General features: G+C 66.2%; 18 protein-coding genes and 2 pseudogenes. 15 read left to right on the plus strand and 5 right to left on the minus strand.

Features of this window, described 5'->3' with window-relative positions; genetic code table 11:
- Window positions 1-2 precede the first annotated feature (2 nt).
- From narI to pnp, 15 genes and pseudogenes are all read left to right on the plus strand, one after another.
- Window positions 3-704, plus strand: coding sequence for a respiratory nitrate reductase subunit gamma (gene narI / locus ML342_RS05865; RefSeq protein WP_240126104.1), 702 nt, complete (start codon window positions 3-5; stop codon window positions 702-704).
- Between the two features lie 3 nt (window positions 705-707).
- The gene (locus tag ML342_RS05870; protein ID WP_240126105.1) at window positions 708-1,583 is read left to right on the plus strand and encodes a peptidylprolyl isomerase; all 876 of its coding nucleotides are present in this window, start codon (window positions 708-710) and stop codon (window positions 1,581-1,583) included.
- Between the two features lie 19 nt (window positions 1,584-1,602).
- On the plus strand, window positions 1,603-2,919 hold the full coding sequence (locus ML342_RS05875) for an MFS transporter (protein ID WP_240126106.1): 1,317 nt from the start codon (window positions 1,603-1,605) through the stop codon (window positions 2,917-2,919).
- Window positions 2,920-2,952: 33 nt separating this feature from the next.
- Window positions 2,953-3,870, plus strand: a complete 918-nt coding sequence (gene modA / locus ML342_RS05880; RefSeq protein WP_240126107.1) for a molybdate ABC transporter substrate-binding protein — start codon at window positions 2,953-2,955, stop codon at window positions 3,868-3,870.
- 42 nt (window positions 3,871-3,912) lie between these two features.
- Entirely contained in the window at window positions 3,913-4,590 is a 678-nt protein-coding gene (gene modB / locus ML342_RS05885; RefSeq protein WP_240126108.1) for a molybdate ABC transporter permease subunit, read from the plus strand.
- Window position 4,591: 1 nt separating this feature from the next.
- Window positions 4,592-5,659 carry a molybdenum ABC transporter ATP-binding protein gene (modC, locus tag ML342_RS05890; RefSeq protein WP_240126109.1) on the plus strand — a complete coding sequence of 356 codons (1,068 nt, stop codon included), beginning with the start codon at window positions 4,592-4,594 and terminating at the stop codon, window positions 5,657-5,659.
- 103 nt (window positions 5,660-5,762) lie between these two features.
- The gene (gene ffh, locus ML342_RS05895) at window positions 5,763-7,130 is read left to right on the plus strand and encodes a signal recognition particle protein (RefSeq protein ID WP_240126110.1); all 1,368 of its coding nucleotides are present in this window, start codon (window positions 5,763-5,765) and stop codon (window positions 7,128-7,130) included.
- Window positions 7,131-7,467: 337 nt separating this feature from the next.
- The gene (gene rimP, locus ML342_RS05900; RefSeq protein ID WP_240126111.1) at window positions 7,468-8,079 is read left to right on the plus strand and encodes a ribosome maturation factor RimP; all 612 of its coding nucleotides are present in this window, start codon (window positions 7,468-7,470) and stop codon (window positions 8,077-8,079) included.
- Between the two features lie 6 nt (window positions 8,080-8,085).
- Complete coding sequence (gene nusA, locus ML342_RS05905; RefSeq protein ID WP_240126112.1) at window positions 8,086-9,573, plus strand: transcription termination factor NusA; 1,488 nt, start codon at window positions 8,086-8,088, stop codon at window positions 9,571-9,573.
- 98 nt (window positions 9,574-9,671) lie between these two features.
- Window positions 9,672-10,211 (plus strand): annotated as a pseudogene (locus ML342_RS12040) (translation initiation factor IF-2); the annotation flags it as partial.
- Between the two features lie 141 nt (window positions 10,212-10,352).
- Window positions 10,353-12,302: pseudogene (gene infB, locus ML342_RS05910) on the plus strand (translation initiation factor IF-2); the annotation flags it as partial.
- Between the two features lie 16 nt (window positions 12,303-12,318).
- The gene (gene rbfA / locus ML342_RS05915) at window positions 12,319-12,690 is read left to right on the plus strand and encodes a 30S ribosome-binding factor RbfA (RefSeq protein WP_240126114.1); all 372 of its coding nucleotides are present in this window, start codon (window positions 12,319-12,321) and stop codon (window positions 12,688-12,690) included.
- Window positions 12,680-13,681, plus strand: a complete 1,002-nt coding sequence (gene truB / locus ML342_RS05920) for a tRNA pseudouridine(55) synthase TruB (protein WP_240126115.1) — start codon at window positions 12,680-12,682, stop codon at window positions 13,679-13,681. The genes rbfA and truB overlap by 11 nt, the downstream gene beginning before the upstream one ends.
- Before the next feature lie 134 nt (window positions 13,682-13,815).
- Window positions 13,816-14,076, plus strand: a complete 261-nt coding sequence (gene rpsO, locus ML342_RS05925; RefSeq protein ID WP_240126116.1) for a 30S ribosomal protein S15 — start codon at window positions 13,816-13,818, stop codon at window positions 14,074-14,076.
- 162 nt (window positions 14,077-14,238) lie between these two features.
- Window positions 14,239-16,332, plus strand: coding sequence for a polyribonucleotide nucleotidyltransferase (gene pnp, locus ML342_RS05930; RefSeq protein ID WP_240126117.1), 2,094 nt, complete (start codon window positions 14,239-14,241; stop codon window positions 16,330-16,332).
- Window positions 16,333-16,428: 96 nt separating this feature from the next.
- Here the strand turns inward: pnp and ML342_RS05935 are convergent, their stop codons facing one another.
- The 5 genes from ML342_RS05935 to ML342_RS05955 are packed head-to-tail and all read right to left on the minus strand — an operon-like array spanning window position 16,429 to window position 20,768.
- Window positions 16,429-16,974, minus strand: a complete 546-nt coding sequence (locus ML342_RS05935) for a 3-hydroxyanthranilate 3,4-dioxygenase (RefSeq protein ID WP_240126118.1) — start codon at window positions 16,972-16,974, stop codon at window positions 16,429-16,431.
- 5 nt (window positions 16,975-16,979) lie between these two features.
- Entirely contained in the window at window positions 16,980-17,405 is a 426-nt protein-coding gene (locus ML342_RS05940) for a RidA family protein (RefSeq protein ID WP_240126119.1), read from the minus strand.
- Entirely contained in the window at window positions 17,402-18,067 is a 666-nt protein-coding gene (gene can / locus ML342_RS05945) for a carbonate dehydratase (RefSeq protein WP_240126120.1), read from the minus strand. The genes ML342_RS05940 and can overlap by 4 nt, the downstream gene beginning before the upstream one ends.
- On the minus strand, window positions 18,064-19,344 hold the full coding sequence (locus ML342_RS05950) for a TraB/GumN family protein (RefSeq protein WP_240126121.1): 1,281 nt from the start codon (window positions 19,342-19,344) through the stop codon (window positions 18,064-18,066). The genes can and ML342_RS05950 overlap by 4 nt, the downstream gene beginning before the upstream one ends.
- Entirely contained in the window at window positions 19,341-20,768 is a 1,428-nt protein-coding gene (locus ML342_RS05955; protein WP_240126122.1) for an aldehyde dehydrogenase, read from the minus strand. Before ML342_RS05955 ends, ML342_RS05950 begins: the two co-directional genes overlap by 4 nt.
- Between the last annotated feature and the right edge of the window lie 5 nt (window positions 20,769-20,773).

Consider the following 20,773-nt stretch of genomic DNA (forward strand, 5'->3'; position numbering starts at 1 on the left):
CCATGACTGCCATCGACTACTTCTGCTTCCAGATCTTCCCCTACCTCGCGCTGGGCGTGTTTCTCATCGGCAGCTGGGCGCGCTTCGATCTTGCCGCCAACACCTGGCGAACCGGCTCCAGCCAGCTCCTCTCGGGGCGGTGGATGCGGCTGGGGAGCAACTGGTTTCACGTCGGTGTGATCGCCATTCTGCTCGGCCATTTCGTCGGGCTGCTTACCCCACATGCGCTCTATGAGCGCTTCATCAGTGCGGGTCAGAAGCAGGTCTTGGCCATGGCGGTGGGAGGATTCTTCGGCGTGATGTGCTTTATCGGGCTGACCATCCTGCTGCTACGCCGTCTTTTCAATCCGAGGATCCGCGCCACCTCGTCCGCCCGCGACATCCTGGTGCTGGTACTGCTGTATGCACAGCTTCTGCTCGGGCTGTCCTCGATCTACGTCTCGGCCGGCCACATGGACGGGGTGCAGATGATGAAGCTGGCCGAGTGGGCGCAGCACATCGTCACCTTCCGCCCCGGCGCGGCGGAATACATCCATGATGCGCACTGGATCTACAAGGCCCACGTGTTCCTGGGCATGACCCTGATCCTGATCTTCCCGTTCACCCGCCTCGTCCATATCTGGTCGATCCCGCTGTCCTACCTCACCCGTCCCTATCAGGTGGTACGCAAGCGTTCTGCGCCACTCGACTACGGGAGCCGCTGAGTCATGGCGCGCGAGGTTCCGATCGTGATGGATGCCGGCTCACTCTCGGATGCGGCCAGGTCTGCGTTGGACACCCCCGATCCTGAAGTCGGGAGAACGGCCATTCCACCGCCTCCGCCGGCCTGGGTGCATGTCGGCGACACTCCCATCAGCGAGGCCGAGATCGCGCGCGAAATGCAGTACCATCCCGCACGCGATCCGCACGTCGCACGCCACGAAGCCGCGCGTGCCTTGGTCGTGCGCGAGTTGCTCCGGCGTGAGATCGCGCGTCTGGGCCTGGCCGAGTCGGTTTGCCCCGAGCCTGGCGAGACGCAGGAGGACGCCTGCATTCGCGTGTTGCTGGAACGGGAAATCTCCGTGCCGGTGCCGGAGGAGGCGGCCTGCCGACGCTATTTCGAGCAGAACCGGGAGCGCTTGCACCATCCTGACCGGATCAAGGTGCGCCATATCCTGCTGGCGGCGCCTCCCGCCGATGCCGTGGCGCGGGCAACGGCCCGCGAGCGCGGCGAGGCGCTGATCGCCGAACTGCGCGAGCACCCGGAGCGTTTCACCGAGCTGGCCATGCGGCACTCTGACTGCCCTTCGCGCGACGCTGGCGGAGACCTTGGATGGGTCGAGCGCGGAGAGACAACGCCGGAGTTCGAGCGGCAGCTGTTCATGCTGCGCCCTGGACTTGCCGGGCTGACGGTGGAGTCACGCTGGGGGCATCACGTGGTCTGGGTCGATGCCATCGAGCGGGGCGCTCCCCTGGAATGGCACGAGGCTGCCCCGCGCGTCGCCGCCTATCTGGAAACCCAGGCCAGGCAGAACGCCATCCATCAGTACCTCGGGGCGCTCGCACAGCGGTACCCGGTCGTAGGGCTCGACGATTTCCCCTAATACAGCAAGGAGACAAGCCATGAACACCGCCGTGGCGCCCACGCCTGCCCAGCAGCAGACCGCCCTCTGGGCGAGCACGTTTGCCTTTACGGTCTGTTTTGCGGTCTGGACGATCTTTTCCATCATCGGCGTGCAGATCAAGCAGGAGCTGGGCCTGAACGACACCCAGTTCGGCCTGCTGATTGCCATGCCCATCCTCTCCGGCTCGCTCTCCCGCCTCTTTCTCGGTATCTGGACCGATCAGTTCGGTGGGCGGCGCGTGTTCACCTCCGTGATGCTGTGCGCGGCCGCCGCAACCTGGCTGCTGACGTTCATGAGTAGCTACGAGGGCTACCTCTTCGCCGCTCTGTTGATCGGACTCGCGGGCGGTAGCTTCTCGGTCGGCATCCCCTACGTTTCCAAGTGGTTCCCACCTGAAAAGCAGGGCACGGTGCTGGGCATCTTTGGCGCCGGCAATATCGGTGCGGCGGTCACCAAGCTGCTCGCGCCGATGGTGATGGTGGCTATGGGCTGGAAGGCCGTGGCCAGCTACTGGGCGATCGGCCTTGCGGTCACTGCCGTGCTGTTCTTCCTGCTGACCCGGGAGGATCCCGACCAGGTCAGGCGTGCGTCCGGCGAGATCAAGCCGACCCCGTTCGTCGAGCAGTTGCGTCCGCTGCGCAACCTGCAGGTCTGGCGCTTCGGTCTGTACTACTTCTTTGTGTTTGGCGCCTTTGTGGCGCTGGCGCTGTGGCTGCCACGGCTGATGGTCGGAGCCTACGGGCTCGACATCAAAACCGCGGGTCTGCTCGCTGCCTGCTATTCGATCCCCGCCTCGCTGTTCCGCATCGTCGGCGGCTGGCTGAGCGACCGCATCGGCGCACGTAAGGTGATGTACTGGACGTTCGGCGTGTCCGTCGTATGTACCTTCCTCCTGTCCTACCCGCCCACTACCTACATCGTGCAGGGCATTCGCGGTCCGATCGAGTTCACGCTGGCCATGGGGGTGGTGCCGTTCACGGTGCTGATCTTCGTGCTCGGCTTCTTCATGTCACTGGGCAAGGCGGCGGTGTACAAGCACATCCCGGTGTATTACCCGCAGCACGTCGGGGCCGTCGGTGGTGTGGTCGGCCTGATTGGCGGCCTCGGCGGGTTCGTCCTGCCCATCGCCTTCGGTGCGCTCAACGACCTGATCGGGATCTGGACGAGCTGCTTCATGCTGCTGTTCGTCCTGGTCAGCGTGGCCCTGACCTGGATGCACTTCGCCATCCGCCGGATGGAGCGCATGCACTTCCCGCAGATCGATACCGAAACCGACTTGCCCGAAATCATGAGTGCCCGAGCACAGAAGGGGTGAGGGGTGGATTCGGACCGGAGGGCGCGCAAAGGAATGCGGTTCACGCCCTCCGGGTCTTCCTTTGTGGTCAGTGCGGGCGTGGTGATCCATGGTAGCCAGTGGCGAGCTGATGCGGTGATGCCTGTGAAGACGCAAACGCAATGGCGGATGTTGGGGATAGCCGCGCAGGCCGTGCGCGGCATGCTCGGTCCCTGTCTGCTGGTGTGTGGGGGGTGGCTATCTTTCGTGCCGCTGGTGCGGGCCGAGCAAATCCGTGTCGCCGCCGCGGCTGATTTGAAGTTTGCGATGGATGAAATCGTCGCATCCTTCGAGAAGGCCAACCCTGGGGACGACGTCGAAGTCATCTATGGTTCATCGGGGAAGTTCTACGCCCAGATTCAGCAGGGAGCGCCGTTTGACTTGTATTTTTCTGCGGATTGCGAGTTCCCGCGCGGGTTGGCCAAGGCCGGGTTCAGTGCGTCTGCCGTCACGCCATACGCCTTTGGGCGCATCGTGTTATGGAGTACAAGCATGGATGCCAGCCGAATGACGCTGGCCGGTCTGACCGATCCTAGGATTACCCGGATAGCCATCGCCAATCCTAAGCATGCGCCGTACGGAAAGCGGGCCGAAGAGGCACTGCGGGCTCTTGGGCTGTTGGAGAAAATCAAGCCAAAACTGGTTTATGGAGAGAATGTTTCGCAAACGGCAGAGTTTGTGCGGACCGGCAATGCGCAGATCGGGATCATCGCGCTGTCTCTCGCGCTCAGTCCCGAGCTGGCCATGCGCGGGGGGTACTGGCTGATTCCGCAGCGCCTGCATGCGCCAATGGAGCAATGCTTTATCGTCACCGAGCATGGCAAGAACAGCGGGCTGGCGCGCCGCTTCGCGCGATACATGCTGAGTGCTTCGGTGCGTGCGCTGATGAGGCGATATGGTTTCGTGCTTCCGGATGAGCGGATTGGGGGATAGACTTCATACGCATTTTCTGGAGCTGGGCTCCCCGGGGCGCGGATGCTGACAGATAGTGATCTTCAGGCGATCGGGCTGACCGCGCGTCTTGCCGGGATCGTCACCCTGATTCTTTTAGTGTTGGGGACACCGATTGCCTGGTGGCTGGCGCGCACCAAGGCGTGGTGGAAGGGGCCGGTCAGCGCCGTGGTGGCGCTGCCTTTGGTTTTGCCGCCCTCGGTACTGGGCTTCTACCTGCTGCTGGCGATGGGGCCGGGTGGTCCGTTGGGGAAAGCAATGCTGGCACTCGGTCTTGGCCCGCTGGCGTTTACCTTCCCGGGACTGGTCGTTGCGTCGGTGTTCTATTCACTACCTTTCATGGTGCAGCCGTTGCAGGCCGCGTTCGAGGCGGTGGATGAGCGCATCCTCGAGGCGGCGACGACTTTGCGGGCTTCCCCGATGGATGCGTTCTTTACGGTGGGCGTGCCGCTGGCGATCCCCGGATTCCTCACAGGGGCGATTTTGAGCTTTGCCCATACCGTAGGCGAATTTGGTGTCGTTTTGATGGTGGGCGGAAATCTGCCGGGCGTCACCCGGGTGGCGTCGGTGCGGATATACGATCATGTGGAAGCCATGGAATATATGCAGGCCCATAGTCTGGCTGCGGTAATGCTGGTGTTTTCGTTTCTCGTGCTGATGCCCGTCTACGCTTGGCGCTCGGGGCATCGGCGAGGCGGTTGAGATGGGGGGCATCCACGCGCGCTTCTTGCTCGAACGACCAGGGTTCGTCTTGGATGTGGATCTTGAGCTTCCGGGTCACGGGGTGACTGCCCTGTTTGGTCATTCTGGATCGGGAAAAACTACTTTTCTGCGCTGTATCGCCGGTCTGGAGCGGGTTCCCGAAGGGCGGCTCATCTTTGAGGGTGAAACCTGGCAGGATGCGAAGCACTGGCGGCCAACACATCAGCGGCCGATTGGCTATGTGTCCCAGGACGCCAGTTTGTTCCCCCATCTGACCGTGATGGGGAATTTGCGCTACGGCTATGCGCGTAGCCGCAGTACTGGCCGGGTGCGGCTCGATCAGATCATCGATATGCTGGGCATCGGGCATTTGCTCGATCGCAAGCCGGATCGTCTATCGGGCGGGGAGCGTCAGCGGGTCGCGATCGCTCGTGCCGTCGCGGTTTGCCCGCGCTTGTTGCTGATGGACGAGCCCCTTGCCGCGCTGGATTTGCAGCGCAAGCGGGAAATCCTCCCTTTCCTTGAGCGTCTGCGCGACGAACTTGATATTCCCATTTTGTATGTCAGTCACTTGCATGAAGAAGTCGCGCGCCTGGCTGATCATCTGGTGCTGATGGAAGGCGGGAAAGTTTTGGCGAGCGGGGCGCTGTCTGACATGTCCGCGCGTATGGAGTTGCCCGTCAGGCTGGCTGATGACGTAGGCGTGGTGCTTGCCGGCGTGGTGGCCGAGAAGGATGTCGCCTGGCATTTGGCGCGGGTGGAGTTCGATGGGGGCAGCCTCTGGGTGCGTGATGGTGGAGTACGAGTGGGGCAGCACGTGCGGGTACATGTGTTGGCGCGAGATGTGAGCCTGGCTTTGCAGCCTGGGGTGACCAGCATCCAGAACGTCTTGCTGAGTGAGGTGGATGCCGTCGGTGAGGATACGCATCCTGGCATCGCGTTAGTTCGCGTGCGGGTGGGAGCAGCGCTGTTGTTGGCGCGCCTGGCGCGGCGTGCAGTGTCACGGCTCGGGATCGCGGTCGGGCAGAGGGTTTGGACCCAGATCAAGTCAGCGGCCTTGGTCGAGTAGCTTGCCCGGCCCTGAAGCGCAGCTGGCAAGCTGCGCGATCTTGCGGGCGCGATGAAGTGAGTCGATATAATCGACGGTCTCCCGTATTTTCAGGGCTTCCCGCGTGTTCGAATCACTTACCCAGCGTCTGTCCGGCACCATCGAGCGCCTGCGCGGCCGCGGCCGCCTGACCGAATCCAACATCAGCGAGGCCGTGCGCGAGGTGCGCATCGCGCTGCTCGAGGCGGACGTGGCGCTGCCGGTGGTGCAGGCCCTGATCCAGCGCATCAAAGTGCGCGCGGTCGGGCAAGAGGTGATGCGCTCGCTCACTCCGGGCCAGGTGCTGGTCAAGATCGTGCGCGACGAGCTGGCCGCGGTGATGGGCGCGCAGGCCACCGACCTCAATCTGAACGTGCAGCCGCCGGCAGTGATCCTGATGGCCGGTTTGCAGGGTGCCGGCAAGACCACCACCGTGGCCAAGTTGGCCAAGTATCTGAAGGACAAGCGCAAGAAGAAGGTGATGGTGGTCTCGGCCGACGTGTATCGTCCGGCTGCGATCGAGCAGTTGCAGACCTTGGCCGGGCAGGTGGGGGCGCTGTTCTTCCCGTCCGACCCCGGGCAGACGCCGGAGGCCATCGTCAAGGCCGCGATCGACGAGGCTCGTCGCTCGTATGTGGACGTGCTGATCGTGGATACCGCCGGCCGCACCAGCATCGACGAGGCCATGATGGCCGAGATCAAGGCCCTGCACGCCGCGGTGAAGCCGGTCGAAACCCTGTTCGTGGTCGATGCCATGACCGGCCAGGATGCCGCGGTCACCGCCAAGCATTTCGGCGAGGCGCTGCCGCTGACTGGCGTGGTGCTGACCAAGACCGACGGCGACGCTCGCGGCGGCGCCGCGCTGTCGGTGCGCTACATCACCGGCAAGCCGATCAAGTTCGTCGGCGTGGGCGAGAAGCCCGACGGGCTGGACGTGTTCCACCCTGACCGCGCCGCCGGCCGCATCCTCGACATGGGCGACGTGCTGTCGCTGGTGGAGCAGGTCGAGGCCCAGGTGGACAAGGACAAGGCCGCCAAGCTGGCCGAGAAGGTCGCCAAGGGCAAGAAGTTCGACCTCAACGACATGCGCGACCAACTCGAGCAGATGCAGGCGATGGGTGGCCTGCATGGGCTGATGGACAAGCTGCCCGGCATCGGTCAGCTGCCGGAGGCGGTCAAGCAGCAGGTGACCGGCAAGGAAATCCCGCGCATGATCGCGATCATCAACTCGATGACCAAGAAGGAGCGCCGCAATCCCGACATCCTGAACGGCTCGCGGCGCGCGCGCATCGCCCGCGGCGCTGGCCTGACCCCGGCCGATGTCAATCGCGTGCTCAAGCAGTACCAGCAAATGGAAAAGCTGATGGGCAAGCTGGGGCGCGGCGGCATGAAGGGCATGCTGCGCGGGCTGTCCGGGGTGATGGGCGGGCGCGGGGGGCTGCCGCTGCGCTGACCCATCTGCCGTCCGGCCGCTGGCCGCCCGGCGCTTGCAATCCTGCATGCCGGCGGCTATCTTTCTCCCCTTGAAATGCGGTGCGTCGTCAGGTGAAGGCGGCCACCCCGCCAGTTTGGATGCCGCGGAAGCGGCAGCGGACTCGGGCTCGCGGACGCCGCTTGCGGTCTCCGCACTCCAGCGTCATCGGACAAGGGCCCTGTGGGTCCTTTTTTCGTTTCCGGGCGTCCATTTTGCGCGCGACGGTCCTCAAGGGCGGCCGGCGCGGCAAATCCAGCTGGTGCTTGGGCGCTTTCGGAATCTTCCGGGATGCAGATTTTCTAACGATAGGCACAACGTGACAGAGAAAGCCGACGACATCGCCGCGATGCTCGCGCCCACCGTTTCCGCGATGGGGCTGGAGCTGTTGGGCGTCGAGTACCTGCCAGCCCCGGGTGGCGCCACCCTGCGCCTGTACATCGATGTGCCGGTCGCCGAGGCTGACACGCGCATGGTGAGCATCGACGATTGCGAGGCCGTCAGCCGCGAGGTCTCCGCGCAGCTGGACGTGGAGGATCCGATCAGCGGCCATTACACGCTGGAGGTGTCCTCGCCCGGGATCGATCGGCCGCTGTTCGGCGCGGCCCAGTTCGCGCGGTTCGTGGGCGAAACCGCCAAGGTCGCGCTGAAGCTGCCGCAGGACGGGCGGCGCCGGCTGCAGGGTCGCATCCTCCGGGTGGACGGCGACACGGTGGTGTTCGATCTCGACGGCGCCGAGTTCGCGGTGGTCGCGGCCAATATCGACAAGGCACGGCTGGTGCCCGATTGGGCTGCTCTGGGGCTGGCGCCCGTGCAGGACAAACCCGGGCGCGATCCGCGGCCGGGCAAACAGAAGAAGACCGCCGGCAAGGCGGGCAAGGCACATTCAACCAACAAGACGGCGGCCAGCAGGTCGTCCGATGCGGAGTAAGCGGGCATGAGCAAGGAATTGTTGCTGGTCGCGGATGCGGTGGCTGCCGAGAAGGGCGTGCCGGAATCGGTGATCCTGGAGGCGATCGAGGCGGCGCTGGCGTCCGCGGCGAAGAAGCGCTACGCAGACCAGGACGTGCTGGTGCGCGTGCAGATCGACCCCAAGGACGGCAGCTATCAGACCTTCCGGCGCTGGGAGGTGATCGCCGACGATGCGGTGATGGAATCGCCGGATCGCCAAATCCGGCTGATGGATGCGATCGAGGAGGCCGAGGGCGTCGAAGTCGGCGATTACATCGAAGAGCAGATCGAGAACCCCGAGTTCGGCCGCATCGCGGCGCAGGCGGCCAAACAAGTGATCGTGCAGCGCGTGCGCGAGGCCGAGCGCCAGCAGGTGGTGGACGCCTGGAAGCATCGCGTCGGTGAGCTGGTGACTGGCGTGGTCAAGCGGGTCGAGCGTGGCAACGTGTATGTCGACCTGGGCGGCAATGCCGAGGCCATCATCCCCAAGGACAAGGGCATCCCGCGCGACGTGCTGCGCGCCGGAGATCGCGTGCGCGGCTACCTGTATGACGTGCGCAGCGAGCCGCGCGGGCCGCAGCTGTTCATCAGCCGGGCCGCGCCGGAGTTCATGATCGAGCTGTTCAAGCTCGAGGTGCCGGAAGTCAGTCAGGGCCTGGTCTCGATCATGGCCTGCGCGCGTGATCCTGGTGATCGCGCCAAGATCGCGGTGCTGGCGCACGACAATCGCACCGATCCGATCGGCGCCTGCATCGGCATGCGCGGCTCGCGCGTGCAGGCGGTGACCAACGAGCTCAACGGCGAGCGTGTGGACATCGTGCTGTGGAGCGACAATCCTGCGCAGTTCGTGATCAACGCGATGGCGCCGGCCGAAGTGCAGTCGATCATCGTCGATGAGGACAAGCATTCGATGGACATCGCGGTGGCCGAGGACAATCTCGCCAAGGCGATCGGGCGCGGTGGCCAGAACGTGCGCCTGGCCAGCCGCCTGACCGGCTGGCAGCTCAACGTGATGACCGCCGAGCAGGTGCAGGCCAAGTCCGAGGCCGAGCAGGCTGCGGCGCGCAAGCTGTTCATGGACAAGCTGGAGGTCGATGAAGAGATCGCCGGCATTCTGGTCAGCGAGGGTTTCAGCTCGATCGAAGAAATCGCCTATGTGCCGGTTGCCGAGCTGCTGGCCGTGGATGGCTTCGATGAGGACATCGTCGAAGAGCTGCGCTCGCGCGCGCGCGACGCCCTGTTGAACGAAGCGCTGGCGGCCGAGGAGACCCTCGAAGAGCACCAGCCCGCCGAGGATCTGCTCGCGCTCGAAGGCATGGACGATGCGACCGCCTACGCGCTGGCCGCGCGCGGCATTCGCACCCGTGAGGACCTGGCCGAGGCGGCGACCGATGAAATCGCCGACATCGAGGGCATCGGTAAGGAGCGTGCCGCCGCGCTGATCATGGAAGCACGCAAGCACTGGTTCGAGTAAGCGCCGCCGGCGCGAGCGCCACCGCCGGCGGAAGCGGCTCCGTCCTACAATCGCCATATCCGGTCGCCCGTGCGGCGACCAATGACACCGGAAACCGAATGTCGCAGCAAACCACCATCCGCAAACTCGCCGAACTGGTGAACATCCCAGTCGAAAAACTGCTGGAACAGCTGGCCGAGGCCGGCATGCAGTTCAGCGGTCCAGATCAGGTCATCACCAGTGCCGAGAAACTCAAGCTGCACGGCTTTCTGCGGCGTGCGCACGGCAAGGCCGACAAGCCGGTCGATGAGGTCATCGCGCCGGGCAAGATCACCTTGAGCCGCAGCCGCAAGCAGGAGATCACCGTCGGCGGCAGCGGCAAGTCCGGGCGCGGTGCCAGCACCGTGGAGGTGGTAACGCGCAAGAAGATCACGATCAAGCCGAGCGAGAGCCGCGCGGCGACCCCCACCGCCCAGGAGCTCGACGCCGAGCGTCTGGATGCCTTGCGCAAGCTGGAAGAATCGCGCGCGCGCAATCTGGCCGAGCAGCAGGCACTGGCCGAGAAAGATCGCCAGCGCGCGGCCGAACTGGAGGAACGGCGCCGGCGCGAGCAGGAAGAGGCCGAGCGGCGCGCTGCGGCCGAGGCTGCGGCCGCAGCTGCCGCCGCGGCCGGGGATGATCCCGATTTGGAGCAGGAAGAGGCTGGCAAGACGAAAGGGCATGGCCACGGGCATGCTGCAAAGTCGGGCGCGGTCGCGCGCGAATCCGAGAAGGGCGCTTCGCACAAGCCCAAGCCGCATCGTGGCTCGCATGTGATGCAGGTCGGCGTCGATGATGACGAGACGGTCGCCCGCTTCGCCGGCCAGTTGCACCTGTCCGCGTCCGACCGGGCGCGCCGCAGCAGCGCGCCGCGCGCGCGCCCCAAGCCCGTCAAGCGTGGCCCGGATCCCGCGCGCACGGGCAGCGGCTTCACCAAGCCGACCGCGCCGGTGGTGCGTGAAGTCGCCATCGGCGAGGCCATCACCGTGGCCGATCTCGCCCAGAAGCTGGCGATGAAGGGCGGCGACGTGGTCAAGGCGCTGTTCAAGATGGGCGTGATGGCGACCATCAATCAGACCATCGATCACGATACCGCGGTGCTGGTGACCGAAGAGCTCGGCCACAAAGCGGTTTCCGCAAATACCAACGATGCCGAGTCTGAACTGCTGGCGCACCTCGAGCAGGTCCAGGGCGAGAAAGTCCCGCGGCCGCCGGTGGTCACCATCATGGGGCACGTCGATCACGGCAAGACTTCACTGCTGGATTACATCCGGCGCACCAAGGTCGCCAGCGGCGAGGCCGGTGGCATCACCCAGCACATCGGCGCCTATCACGTGACCACGCCCAAGGGCGTGATCAGTTTCCTGGATACTCCTGGCCATGCGGCATTCGCGCAGATGCGTCAGCGTGGCGCCAAGCTCACCGACATCGTGGTGCTGGTGGTTGCGGCCGACGACGGGGTGATGCCACAGACAGTGGAGGCGATCCAGCACGCGCGCGCCGCCAAGGTGCCGCTGATCGTCGCCATCAACAAGATCGACAAATCGGGCGCCGACCCCGCGCGCGTCAAGAACGATCTCCTCGCGCACGACGTGGTGGTGGAAGAGTTCGGCGGCGACGTGCAGGCGGTGGAGCTCTCGGCCAAGACCGGCCAGGGGGTGGACGATCTGCTGGATGCGATCACCCTGCAGGCCGAGCTGCTCGACTTGAGGGCGGTGCCGAATGGCCGCGCCACCGGCGTGGTGATCGAATCCTCGCTGGACAAGGGGCGCGGGCCGGTGGCCACGGTGCTGGTGCAGCAGGGCCGCCTGGCCAAGGGGGATTACCTGGTGTGCGGCATCCAGTACGGCCGCGTGCGCGCGCTGTTCGACGAGACCGGCCGTCAGGTCCAGGACGCGGGGCCATCCATTCCGGTGCAGATCCTCGGTCTGTCCGGAGTGCCGGAAGCCGGAGACGATTTCGTGGTGGTGGCCGACGAGCGGCTGGCCAAGGACGTGGCGCAGCAGCGTGATGCCAAGCGCCGCGAACTGCGGCTGGTGGCGTCCGCGGGCAATCGCATGGAAGACATCATGGCGCAGATGGGCGAAGGCGCGACCCAGCAGACGCTCAATCTGGTGGTCAAGGCGGACGTCCACGGCACCATGCAGGCCCTGCGCGAGGCCTTGACCGCGCTGTCCAACGACCAGATCCGCATCAATGTGATCGGCGCGGGCGTGGGTGGCATCACCGAATCCGATGCGCAGCTGGCGGCGACCTCCAAAGCCACCATCATCGGCTTCAACGTGCGCGCCGACGCCTCCGCACGCAAGGTCATCGAGAGCAACAATCTCGACCTGCGCTACTTCTCGATCATCTATGACGTGATCGACCAGGTGAAGCAGGTCGCCTCCAATGTGCTGGGCAAGGAAATCCGCGAAGAGATCATCGGTATTGCCGAGGTCCGCGACGTGTTCCGCAGCTCCAAGTTCGGCGCGATCGCCGGCTGCATGGTGGTGGAGGGCGTGGTCAAGAAGGCCAAGCCGATCCGCGTGCTGCGCGACAATACGGTCATCTTCGAAGGCGAGCTGGAATCGCTGCGCCGCTTCAAGGATCCGGTGGACGAGGTGCGCCAGGGCAACGAGTGCGGCATCGGCGTGAAGGCCTACAACGACGTCCGCCCGGGCGATCAGATCGAATGCTTCGAACGCATCGAGGTGCAGCGCACGCTGTGAGGCGCGCGGTCCAGCCATGGCGCAGAAATCCTTCCACCGTACCGACCGCGTCTCCGCCCAGCTCCGCCGCGAGCTGGGCACGCTGGTGCATACCTTCGTGCGCGAGCATGGCCTGGGCTCTGCCAGCGTCTCCGACGTCGAGGTGACGCGAGACATGGCGCATGCCAAGGTGTTCGTGACCGTGCTCCAGCCGGAACGCGCGGCAGAGACGGTGCAGGCGCTGAGAGCGCTGGCGCCGGAGTTCCGCTACCAGCTGGCGCGGATGGTGCGGATGCGGCACGTGCCCGAACTGCATTTCCACTACGATGAGTCGGTGGATCGCGGCGAGCGCATCGACAGCCTGCTGCGCGATCTGCCCGATGTTCATGCCGGCGGCGATGCCGACTGATTCGCGCGAGCGTCGCCCACGCACTGCTTTTCGTCGTCTGGACGGTATCCTGCTGCTGGACAAGCCGCAGGGGGTGTCCTCGAATCAGGCGTTACAGCGGGCGCGCCACCTGTTCCGTGCCGACAAGGCGGGCCACACCGGTAGCCTCGACCCGCTGGCCACCGGCCTGCTGCCGGTGTGCTTCGGTGAGGCGACCAAGATCGCCGGCGGCCTGCTGGGCGCGCGCAAGGCCTACGAAACCGTCGCCAGGCTCGGTATCACCACCGACACCGACGACGCCGAAGGTCAAACCCTGCGCGAGCGCCCGGTGCCGGCGCTGACCATCGACACCATCGATGCAGCGCTGCGACGCCTCACCGGACGCATTCTGCAGCGCCCGCCGATCTATTCCGCGCTCAAGCGCGGCGGCGAGCCGCTGTACGCGAAGGCCCGCCGCGGGGAAACGATCGCGGTGGAGGAGCGCGAGGTCGAGGTGCACGCCTTCGACTTGCTCAACGCCGCTGACCTGCTGGACGGCGGCGAGCCGCTGCTGCGCCTGCACGTAGAGTGCGGCTCCGGCACCTATGTGCGCAGCCTGGTGCGCGATTTGGGCGAACTGCTGGGCTGCGGGGCGCACGTCGCGGAGCTGCGCCGGCTGTGGGTCGATCCATTCCGCGATCCGCGCATGTGGACCCTGGACGGGTTGGAGCAGCTGCGCGAGCAGGCCGGTGAGCGCGTGCTGGAATCCTGTCTGCTGCCGATCGAAGCCGGCATGGCGTCCTGGCCCGAGGTGCGGGTGAATGCGGCGCAGGCGCAGCGCCTGGGGCGCGGGCAGGGCTTGCGCGGCCCGTATCCGGCGCGCGGGCGGCAGGTCGCAATCCTGGACGAGCATGGTCGCGGCCTGGGATTGGGAGAGGTCGATGCCGACGGCGCGTTGCGGCCGATCCGCCTGTTTCGCTGGGCGGCAGTCGCTGCCTGCGGGACGGCCGAGAATGCCGCGCATTGCCGCTGATTCCGCAAACGGCTATACTTCCAAAGCTCTTCGGGGCGAATCACACCACTTTTCCGCATCATTCACGGCGAGCCGTGCGGTGCGGGCGCGCATGTTCCGCCCGTTCCTGCCGGCTACGCGACTACGAGGCCATCATGTCCATCGACACCCAGAAAATCATCAACGAGCACAAGCGCAGCGACAACGACACCGGCTCGCCGGAGGTCCAGATCGCCCTGTTGACTGCCCGCATCGAGCAGCTCACCGAGCACTTCAAGACCCACAAGCAGGACCACCACAGCCGGCGCGGTCTGCTGATGATGGTCAACCGTCGGCGCAGCCTGCTCGACTATCTGCATCGCAAGGATGCAGAGCGCTACAAGGCGCTGATCGGCAAGCTCGGTCTGCGTCGCTGATCGCCCCACCCGCCGCGGCGCAGGAATGCGCCGCGGTTCGTTTGAGAGGTACCCGTTCCACCCGTCGCGGCCAGGCCGCATCCCCCGCATCGCCCGTGCGGTGCAGCGCAGCAAGCAGGGCTTGCCTGCGTCGATGACTCAAGACATACAAGGATTTCCCAAGTGGCAAAGATCAGCAAAACCTTCCAGTACGGTAAGCACCAAGTGACCCTGGAAACCGGTGAGATCGCGCGTCAGGCTGGCGGCGCGGTGCTGGTGAAGGTCGATGGCACCGAGGTGCTGGTGACCGCGGTGGTCGCCAAGGCCGCGCGCGAAGGTCAGGACTTCTTCCCGCTGACCGTGGACTACCAGGAGAAGTTCTATGCCGGCGGCCGCATCCCAGGCGGCTTCTTCAAGCGTGAAGGCCGGCCGACCGAGAAGGAAACCCTGATCAGCCGCCTGATCGACCGCCCGATCCGCCCGCTGTTCCCGGAGGATTACCGCAACGAAGTCCAGATCATCGCCCAGCTGTTGTCGCTGAATCCCGAGATCGAGGGCGACATCCCCGCGCTGATCGGCGCCTCCGCCGCGCTGTCGCTGTGCGGCAGCCCGTTCCAGGGCCCGATCGGCGCCGCCAAGGTCGGTTATGTCAATGGCCAGTACGTACTGAACCCGACGGTATCCGAGCTCAAGACCAGCGACCTGGAACTGGTCGTGGCCGGCACTTCGAGCGCGGTGCTGATGGTGGAATCGGAAGCCAAGGAGCTCTCCGAAGACGTGATGCTGGGCGCGGTGATGTTCGGTCATCGTGAGATGCAGAAGGTGATCAACGCCATCAACGAACTGGTGACCGAAGCCGGCACCCCGCCGTGCACCTGGCAGGCGCCGGAGAAGAACGCCGCCATGATCGCCGCGCTGAAGGAGGCCGTGGGCGGGCAGTTGGCCGATGCGTTCAAGATCACCGACAAGCTGCAGCGCCGCGATGCCATCGCCGCGATCAAGCAGGATGTGCTGCAGGCCCTGGCCGGGCGCGCCGAGGCCGAGGGCTGGAGCCAGGCCGAGATGGCCAAGGAGTTCGGCGAGCTGGAATATCAGACCATGCGCAGCGCGGTGCTCGATACCCAGATCCGCATCGACGGCCGCAAGCTGGACGAAGTCCGGCCGATTTCCTGCAAGGTCGGCGTGCTGCCGCGCGTGCACGGTTCGGCGCTGTTCACCCGCGGCGAGACCCAGGCGTTGGTGGTGACCACCCTGGGCACTGCGCGGGATGGCCAGATCATGGACGACGTGGCCGGCGAGTGGAAGGAACACTTCCTGTTCCACTACAACTTCCCGCCGTTCTGCGTGGGCGAGACCGGCCGTTTCGGCGCGCCCAAGCGGCGCGAGATCGGGCACGGTCGCCTGGCCAAGCGTGGCGTGCTGGCGATGATGCCCAGCATCGAAGAGTTTCCCTACACCATCCGCGTGGTCTCCGAGATCACCGAGTCGAACGGTTCGTCTTCGATGGCCTCGGTGTGCGGCTCCTCGCTGGCGCTGATGGACGCCGGCGTGCCGATCAAGCGCCCGGTCGCCGGCATCGCCATGGGGTTGGTGAAGGAAGGGGACAAGTACGTGGTGCTGTCCGACATCCTTGGCGATGAGGATCATCTCGGCGACATGGACTTCAAGGTGGCCGGCAGCGAGCGCGGCGTCACCGCGCTGCAGATGGACATCAAGATCCAGGGCATCACCGAGGAGATCATGCAGGTCGCGCTGGCGCAGGCCAAGCAGGGCCGCCTGCACATCCTCGGCGAGATGGCCAAAGCGATCAGCGCGCCGCGCCCGGAGCTGTCCGACTATGCGCCGCGTCTGATCACCATGAAGATCCATCCGGACAAGATCCGCGAGGTCATCGGTAAGGGCGGTTCGGTGATCCAGGCGATCACCAAGGAAACCGGCACCCAGATCGACATCCAGGACGACGGCACCATCACCATTGCTTCGGTCAATGCCGCCGCCGGGATCGCCGCCAAGGCGCGCATCGAACAGATCACCTCGGACGTCGAGCCCGGACGCACCTACGAGGGCAAGGTCGCCAAGATCATGGATTTCGGCGCGTTCGTGACCATCGCCCCCGGCAAGGACGGCCTGGTGCACGTCTCGCAGATCTCCAGCGAGCGCGTGGAGAAGGTTTCCGACAAGCTCAAGGAAGGCGACCTGGTGAAGGTCAAGGTGCTGGAAGTGGACAAGCAGGGCCGCATCCGCCTGTCGATCAAGGCCGTCACCGAGGGCGAGTAATCGCTGTGCTCCGTGCCGGATAAGAGAAAGCGGGCTGCGGCCCGCTTTTTCGTTGTTAGCTGCTTGTTGAGGGTGTCTGCTCCGGCGCCAGGGGGCTTATTCGACCGATTGCTCATAGCGCGCCGGCCGCGGGTTGAGCGTGCCGCACTGCGCGCAGGTGCGCAGGTGGTCGTCGCGGTAGAAGCGTTCGAACACGCGGAAGAAGTCCTGCTCGATATCGACGAGGTGGAAGAACTCCGCGTAGAGCTTGTGGTTGCAGTTCACGCAGAACCACATCAGCGCGTCGTCCTCGTGCGGCAGGCGCTTGCGCTCGATCACCAGCCCCACCGAATCCGGCATCCGCTGCGGCGAGTGCGGTACCCGCGGCGGCAGGTAGAACACCTCGCCGGCGCGGATGGGGATGTCGCGCACGCGGCCGCGTTCGCCGTCGAAGTCTTCCTGCACGCGCAGCACCATCTCGCCTTCCAGCTGGTAGAACCACTCCGGCCCTTCTTCGACGTGGTAGTCGGTGCGCGCGTTCGGGCCGCCGACCACCATCACGATGAAATCGTCCTGGACGATGCACTTGTTGCCCACCGGCGGCTTCAGCAGGTGGCGGTGTTTCTCGATCCAGGCGTGCAGGTTGAAGGCGGCGGGCAGCATGGCGTTCAGTCCTCGATCCGGGCAATGCACTTGAGCTCGATGGCGATCGGCGTGGGCAGCGCGGTGATGCCCAGCGTGGTGCGGCAGGGCGCGAGCGCGGGGTCGGGGAAATACTCGGCCCATACGGCGTTGTAGGCCGTGAAATCGCGCGCCATGTCGGTGAGATAGACCGTCACGTCCACCAGGTCCTCCCAGCGCGCGCCGCTGGCCTGCAGCACTGCGCGTACGTTGGCGAACACCGCGTGCGTCTGCGCGCGGATGTCATAGCCGATCAACCGCCCTTCCGGATCGTAGCGATTGCCGGGAATCGTGTTGGTGGCGGGATCGCGCGGGCCGATGCCGGAGAGAAACAGCAGGTTGCCGACCCGGCGCGCGTGCGGGTAGTGGCCGACTGCTTTCGGCGCCTGACTGGCGTAAATGCCGGTGCTCATGGAGTGCTCCTGCGGCGCAATGCCACGGCGGAAACCGCAGCCTGCTGCGCGCGATCCAGCGCATCGATGCCGTCCACGTCCATGCCCAGCTCGCGCACGCGGCCATCGGCCAGGCTATACACCCAGCCGTGCACGGCCAGCGGCTGGCCGCGCGCCCATGCGTCGGCGATCACCGTGGTCTGGCACACGTTCACGGCCTGCTCGATCGCGTTCAGCTCGCACAACGCATCGTGGCGCTGCTCTTCGGGCAGGCCGTCCAGCAGCGCGGCGTGCTTGAGCGCGACGTCGCCGACGTGGCGGATCCAGTTGTCGGCCAGGCCCAGCCGGGTGCCGTGCAGGGCGGCGCCGACCCCGCCGCAGCCGTAATGGCCGACGACCAGCACGTGTTTCACTTTCAGGACATCCACTGCGAACTGCAGTACCGACAGGCAGTTGAGGTCGGTGTACACGACCACGTTGGCGATGTTGCGGTGGACGAACACCTCGCCCGGCAGCAGGTCCACCACCTGGTTGGCCGGCACCCGCGAGTCGGAGCAGCCGATCCACAGGTATTCCGGGCTTTGCTGGCGCGACAGGCGGTCGAAGAACGTGGGGTCTTCCTGGGTGACGCGGTCGGCCCACGCCTGGTTGTTGCGCAGCAGGGTCTGGAGTTGCTTCTTCATGGGGTGTCCGATGGGGATGGGTCGTGCGCGGGGACGTCCAGCGTCCGGTCCGCGAGCACGGTGTCGTCGGGACCGGTCAGACGCAGGCGGTACTGGCCGGGGGCGAGGTAGAGCGGTGTGTCGGTTTCGCCATCGGCCAGCAGCACGAACTGGTCGGCGGGAATGGCGTCGTCGCCTTCGCTGGCGTAGCGGGCTTCGGCGAGGCAGGGCAGGTGGGTTTTGCAGGGCGTCAGGTCGATCGTGACCGGCTGGCGGCGGGCGTCGAGCGTGAGCCAGGAGGGCCGAACAGATGAGGTATCCGAAGCGGGCAGAACGATGCTGGCGTCGTATCCGTCGGGTGAAGCGCTCCAAACGCGATGCGTATGCCGATCTTCCAGTACCGCGGGTGCCTGCACGTCGAAGGTCCGCGCAAGCCGGTCGGCCGCGGCGCCGTCCTCCCATGTCAGCCGGGTCTGGTCGACGGCGAGGATCGGCAGCCCGGACAGGCGCATGAACTCCAGCGCCATCGGATCGGCATTGCCAGGCTGGCTTCCCGCTCTTTTGCTGATGTGGCCGTAGCCGGCATGAATCAGCACTTTGGCTTTGGGGTGGGCGCGTAACAGCCCAGCCAGTGTCGTCGCCATGCCGGTTTCGCGTTGCTGCTGGGTCAGCCCCGGCTTCGAGGCGGGTTCGTAGGGCACCAGTACATAGCCCTGGCGGCGTGCTTCGCGGAGCATTTCGGCAAAGACCGGCTCGCGCGTGTAATAACCCGTATCGAGCGTGGGGTAGCCCTTGGGCAGCGGCGGATCGGCCAGGGCTTCCACGGCGAGATGGGTGAAGCCGCGTGCCCGCAGCGGTGCCAGCAGGGCCAGCGTCAGTTGCCGGGTCTCCGGGCGATGGTGCGCCTCGTTGACCATGATCACGCGCAGGTCGGCGGCGCGGTCGACGATCCAGTCCACCGCCGGCTGTGCGGCGTGGGTGGCGGGTGTCGGCAGGTCGTCGGGCGCGGCGCGACGGTCATGGAGGGGGAAGCTGCGGATGGCGTCGTTCGGCCGTCCCAGGGTGGCCAGGCTGGCCGCCAACGTTTGCCCCGCAATCTGCTTCCAGGTCGGATTGGCGGCCACCTCGGATCCGGTCATGAACCGGAACTCCGCAAACGGTGTCCGCATTTCGCGCATCCGCGCGAAATACGCGGCGATCGGGTCGGCGGGCGCGTCATCGCCGGTGCCCGTTGCCACGGCGACGCCGGCCAGCAGTGCCAGGCACAGTCCTGCGCCGATTGCAGCCGCACGACTCATGGGACAGCGAGACCGACATTGCGCGGCTCGGTGAAGAACCGCATGGCCTCCAGCCCGCCCTCACGGCCAAGGCCGGAGGCGCCGGTGCCGCCGAAGGGCGTGCGCAGGTCGCGCAGCAGCCAGCTGTTGATCCACACGATGCCGACCCGCAGCTGCGCGCCGAAGCGGTGGGCGCGGGCCAGATCGCGCGTCCACACGCTGGCGGACAGGCCGTAGTCGCAGGCGTTGGCCAGCATCAGCGCGTCATCGTCGTTGTCGAACGCTTGTAACGTGACCACCGGGCCGAAGATCTCTTCGCGGTTGGTGGCACAGTCCGGGCCCAGGCCTTCGAGGACGGTCGGCGCGATGAACCAGCCGTCGCGTTCCACCGCCGCGCCGCCGCACAGCACGCGGCCGCCCTCGGCGCGCGCGCGCGCGATGGCGGCCATGACCTTGTCGAAGTGCGCCTGCGACACCATCGGCCCCAGCTGCACGCCGTCCTCCAGCGGGCCGCCGACGCGCAGCGCGCGGGCGCGTTCGACGAAGACGTCGCGGAACTCGGGGTAGATCGCACGCTCGACGAGCAGGCGCGAACCGCACAGGCAGATCTGCCCGCTGTTCTGGAACGCGCTGCGCACCAGCGTGTCGAGCTGCGCGCGCCAGTCGCTGTCGGCGAAGACCACGGTGGCGTTCTTGCCGCCGAGCTCCAGCGAGACCTTCTTCAGCAGCGGCCCGGCGATGCCGGCGATGCGGCGGCCCACCGCGGTGCTGCCGGTGAACGAGACCGCCTTGACCTGCGGATGCGCCACCAGCGGCTCGCCCACCTCGGGGCCGCGGCCGTGGACGATGTTGAGCACGCCCGGCGGCAGGCCGATCTCCAGCGCCAGTTCGCCGAGCATGGTCGCGGTGGCGGGCGTGATCTCGGACGGCTTGGCGACGACGGTGTTGCCGGCGGCCAGCGCCGGCGCGATCTTCCAGGTGAACAGGTACAGCGGCAGGTTCCACGGGCTGATGCAGCCCGCCACGCCCAGCGGCAGGCGCAGCGTGTAGTTCAAGCCGGCTTCGCCGTGGTGCGATTCGCTGGCGAACTGGGTGGCCGCATGCGCGAAGAAGCGCAGGTTGGAGACGGCGCGCGGGATCTCGATGTCGCGCGCCAGCGCCAGCGGCTTGCCGGCGTCGATGGCTTCGGCGCGGGCGAAGGTGTCGAGGCGTGCTTCCAGCGCGTCGGCCAGGCGTTCCAGGTGGCGCGCGCGCTCGCTGTTGCGCAGGGCGGCCCAGCCGGGCGCGGCGGCGCAGGCGGCGGCCACCGCGGCCTCGACGCTGGCGGCATCCCCGGCGGCCACTTCCGCATACGGCTGCGCATGGGCGGGGTCGAACACCGGCAGCCAGCGCGCGCTGGGTGAGCCGCCGCTGGCGGCGCCGATGACGTGTCCGAACCGTCGCATCCCGC

This window comes from Thermomonas alba (assembly GCF_022419205.1).
GTDB lineage: Bacteria > Pseudomonadota > Gammaproteobacteria > Xanthomonadales > Xanthomonadaceae > Thermomonas > Thermomonas alba.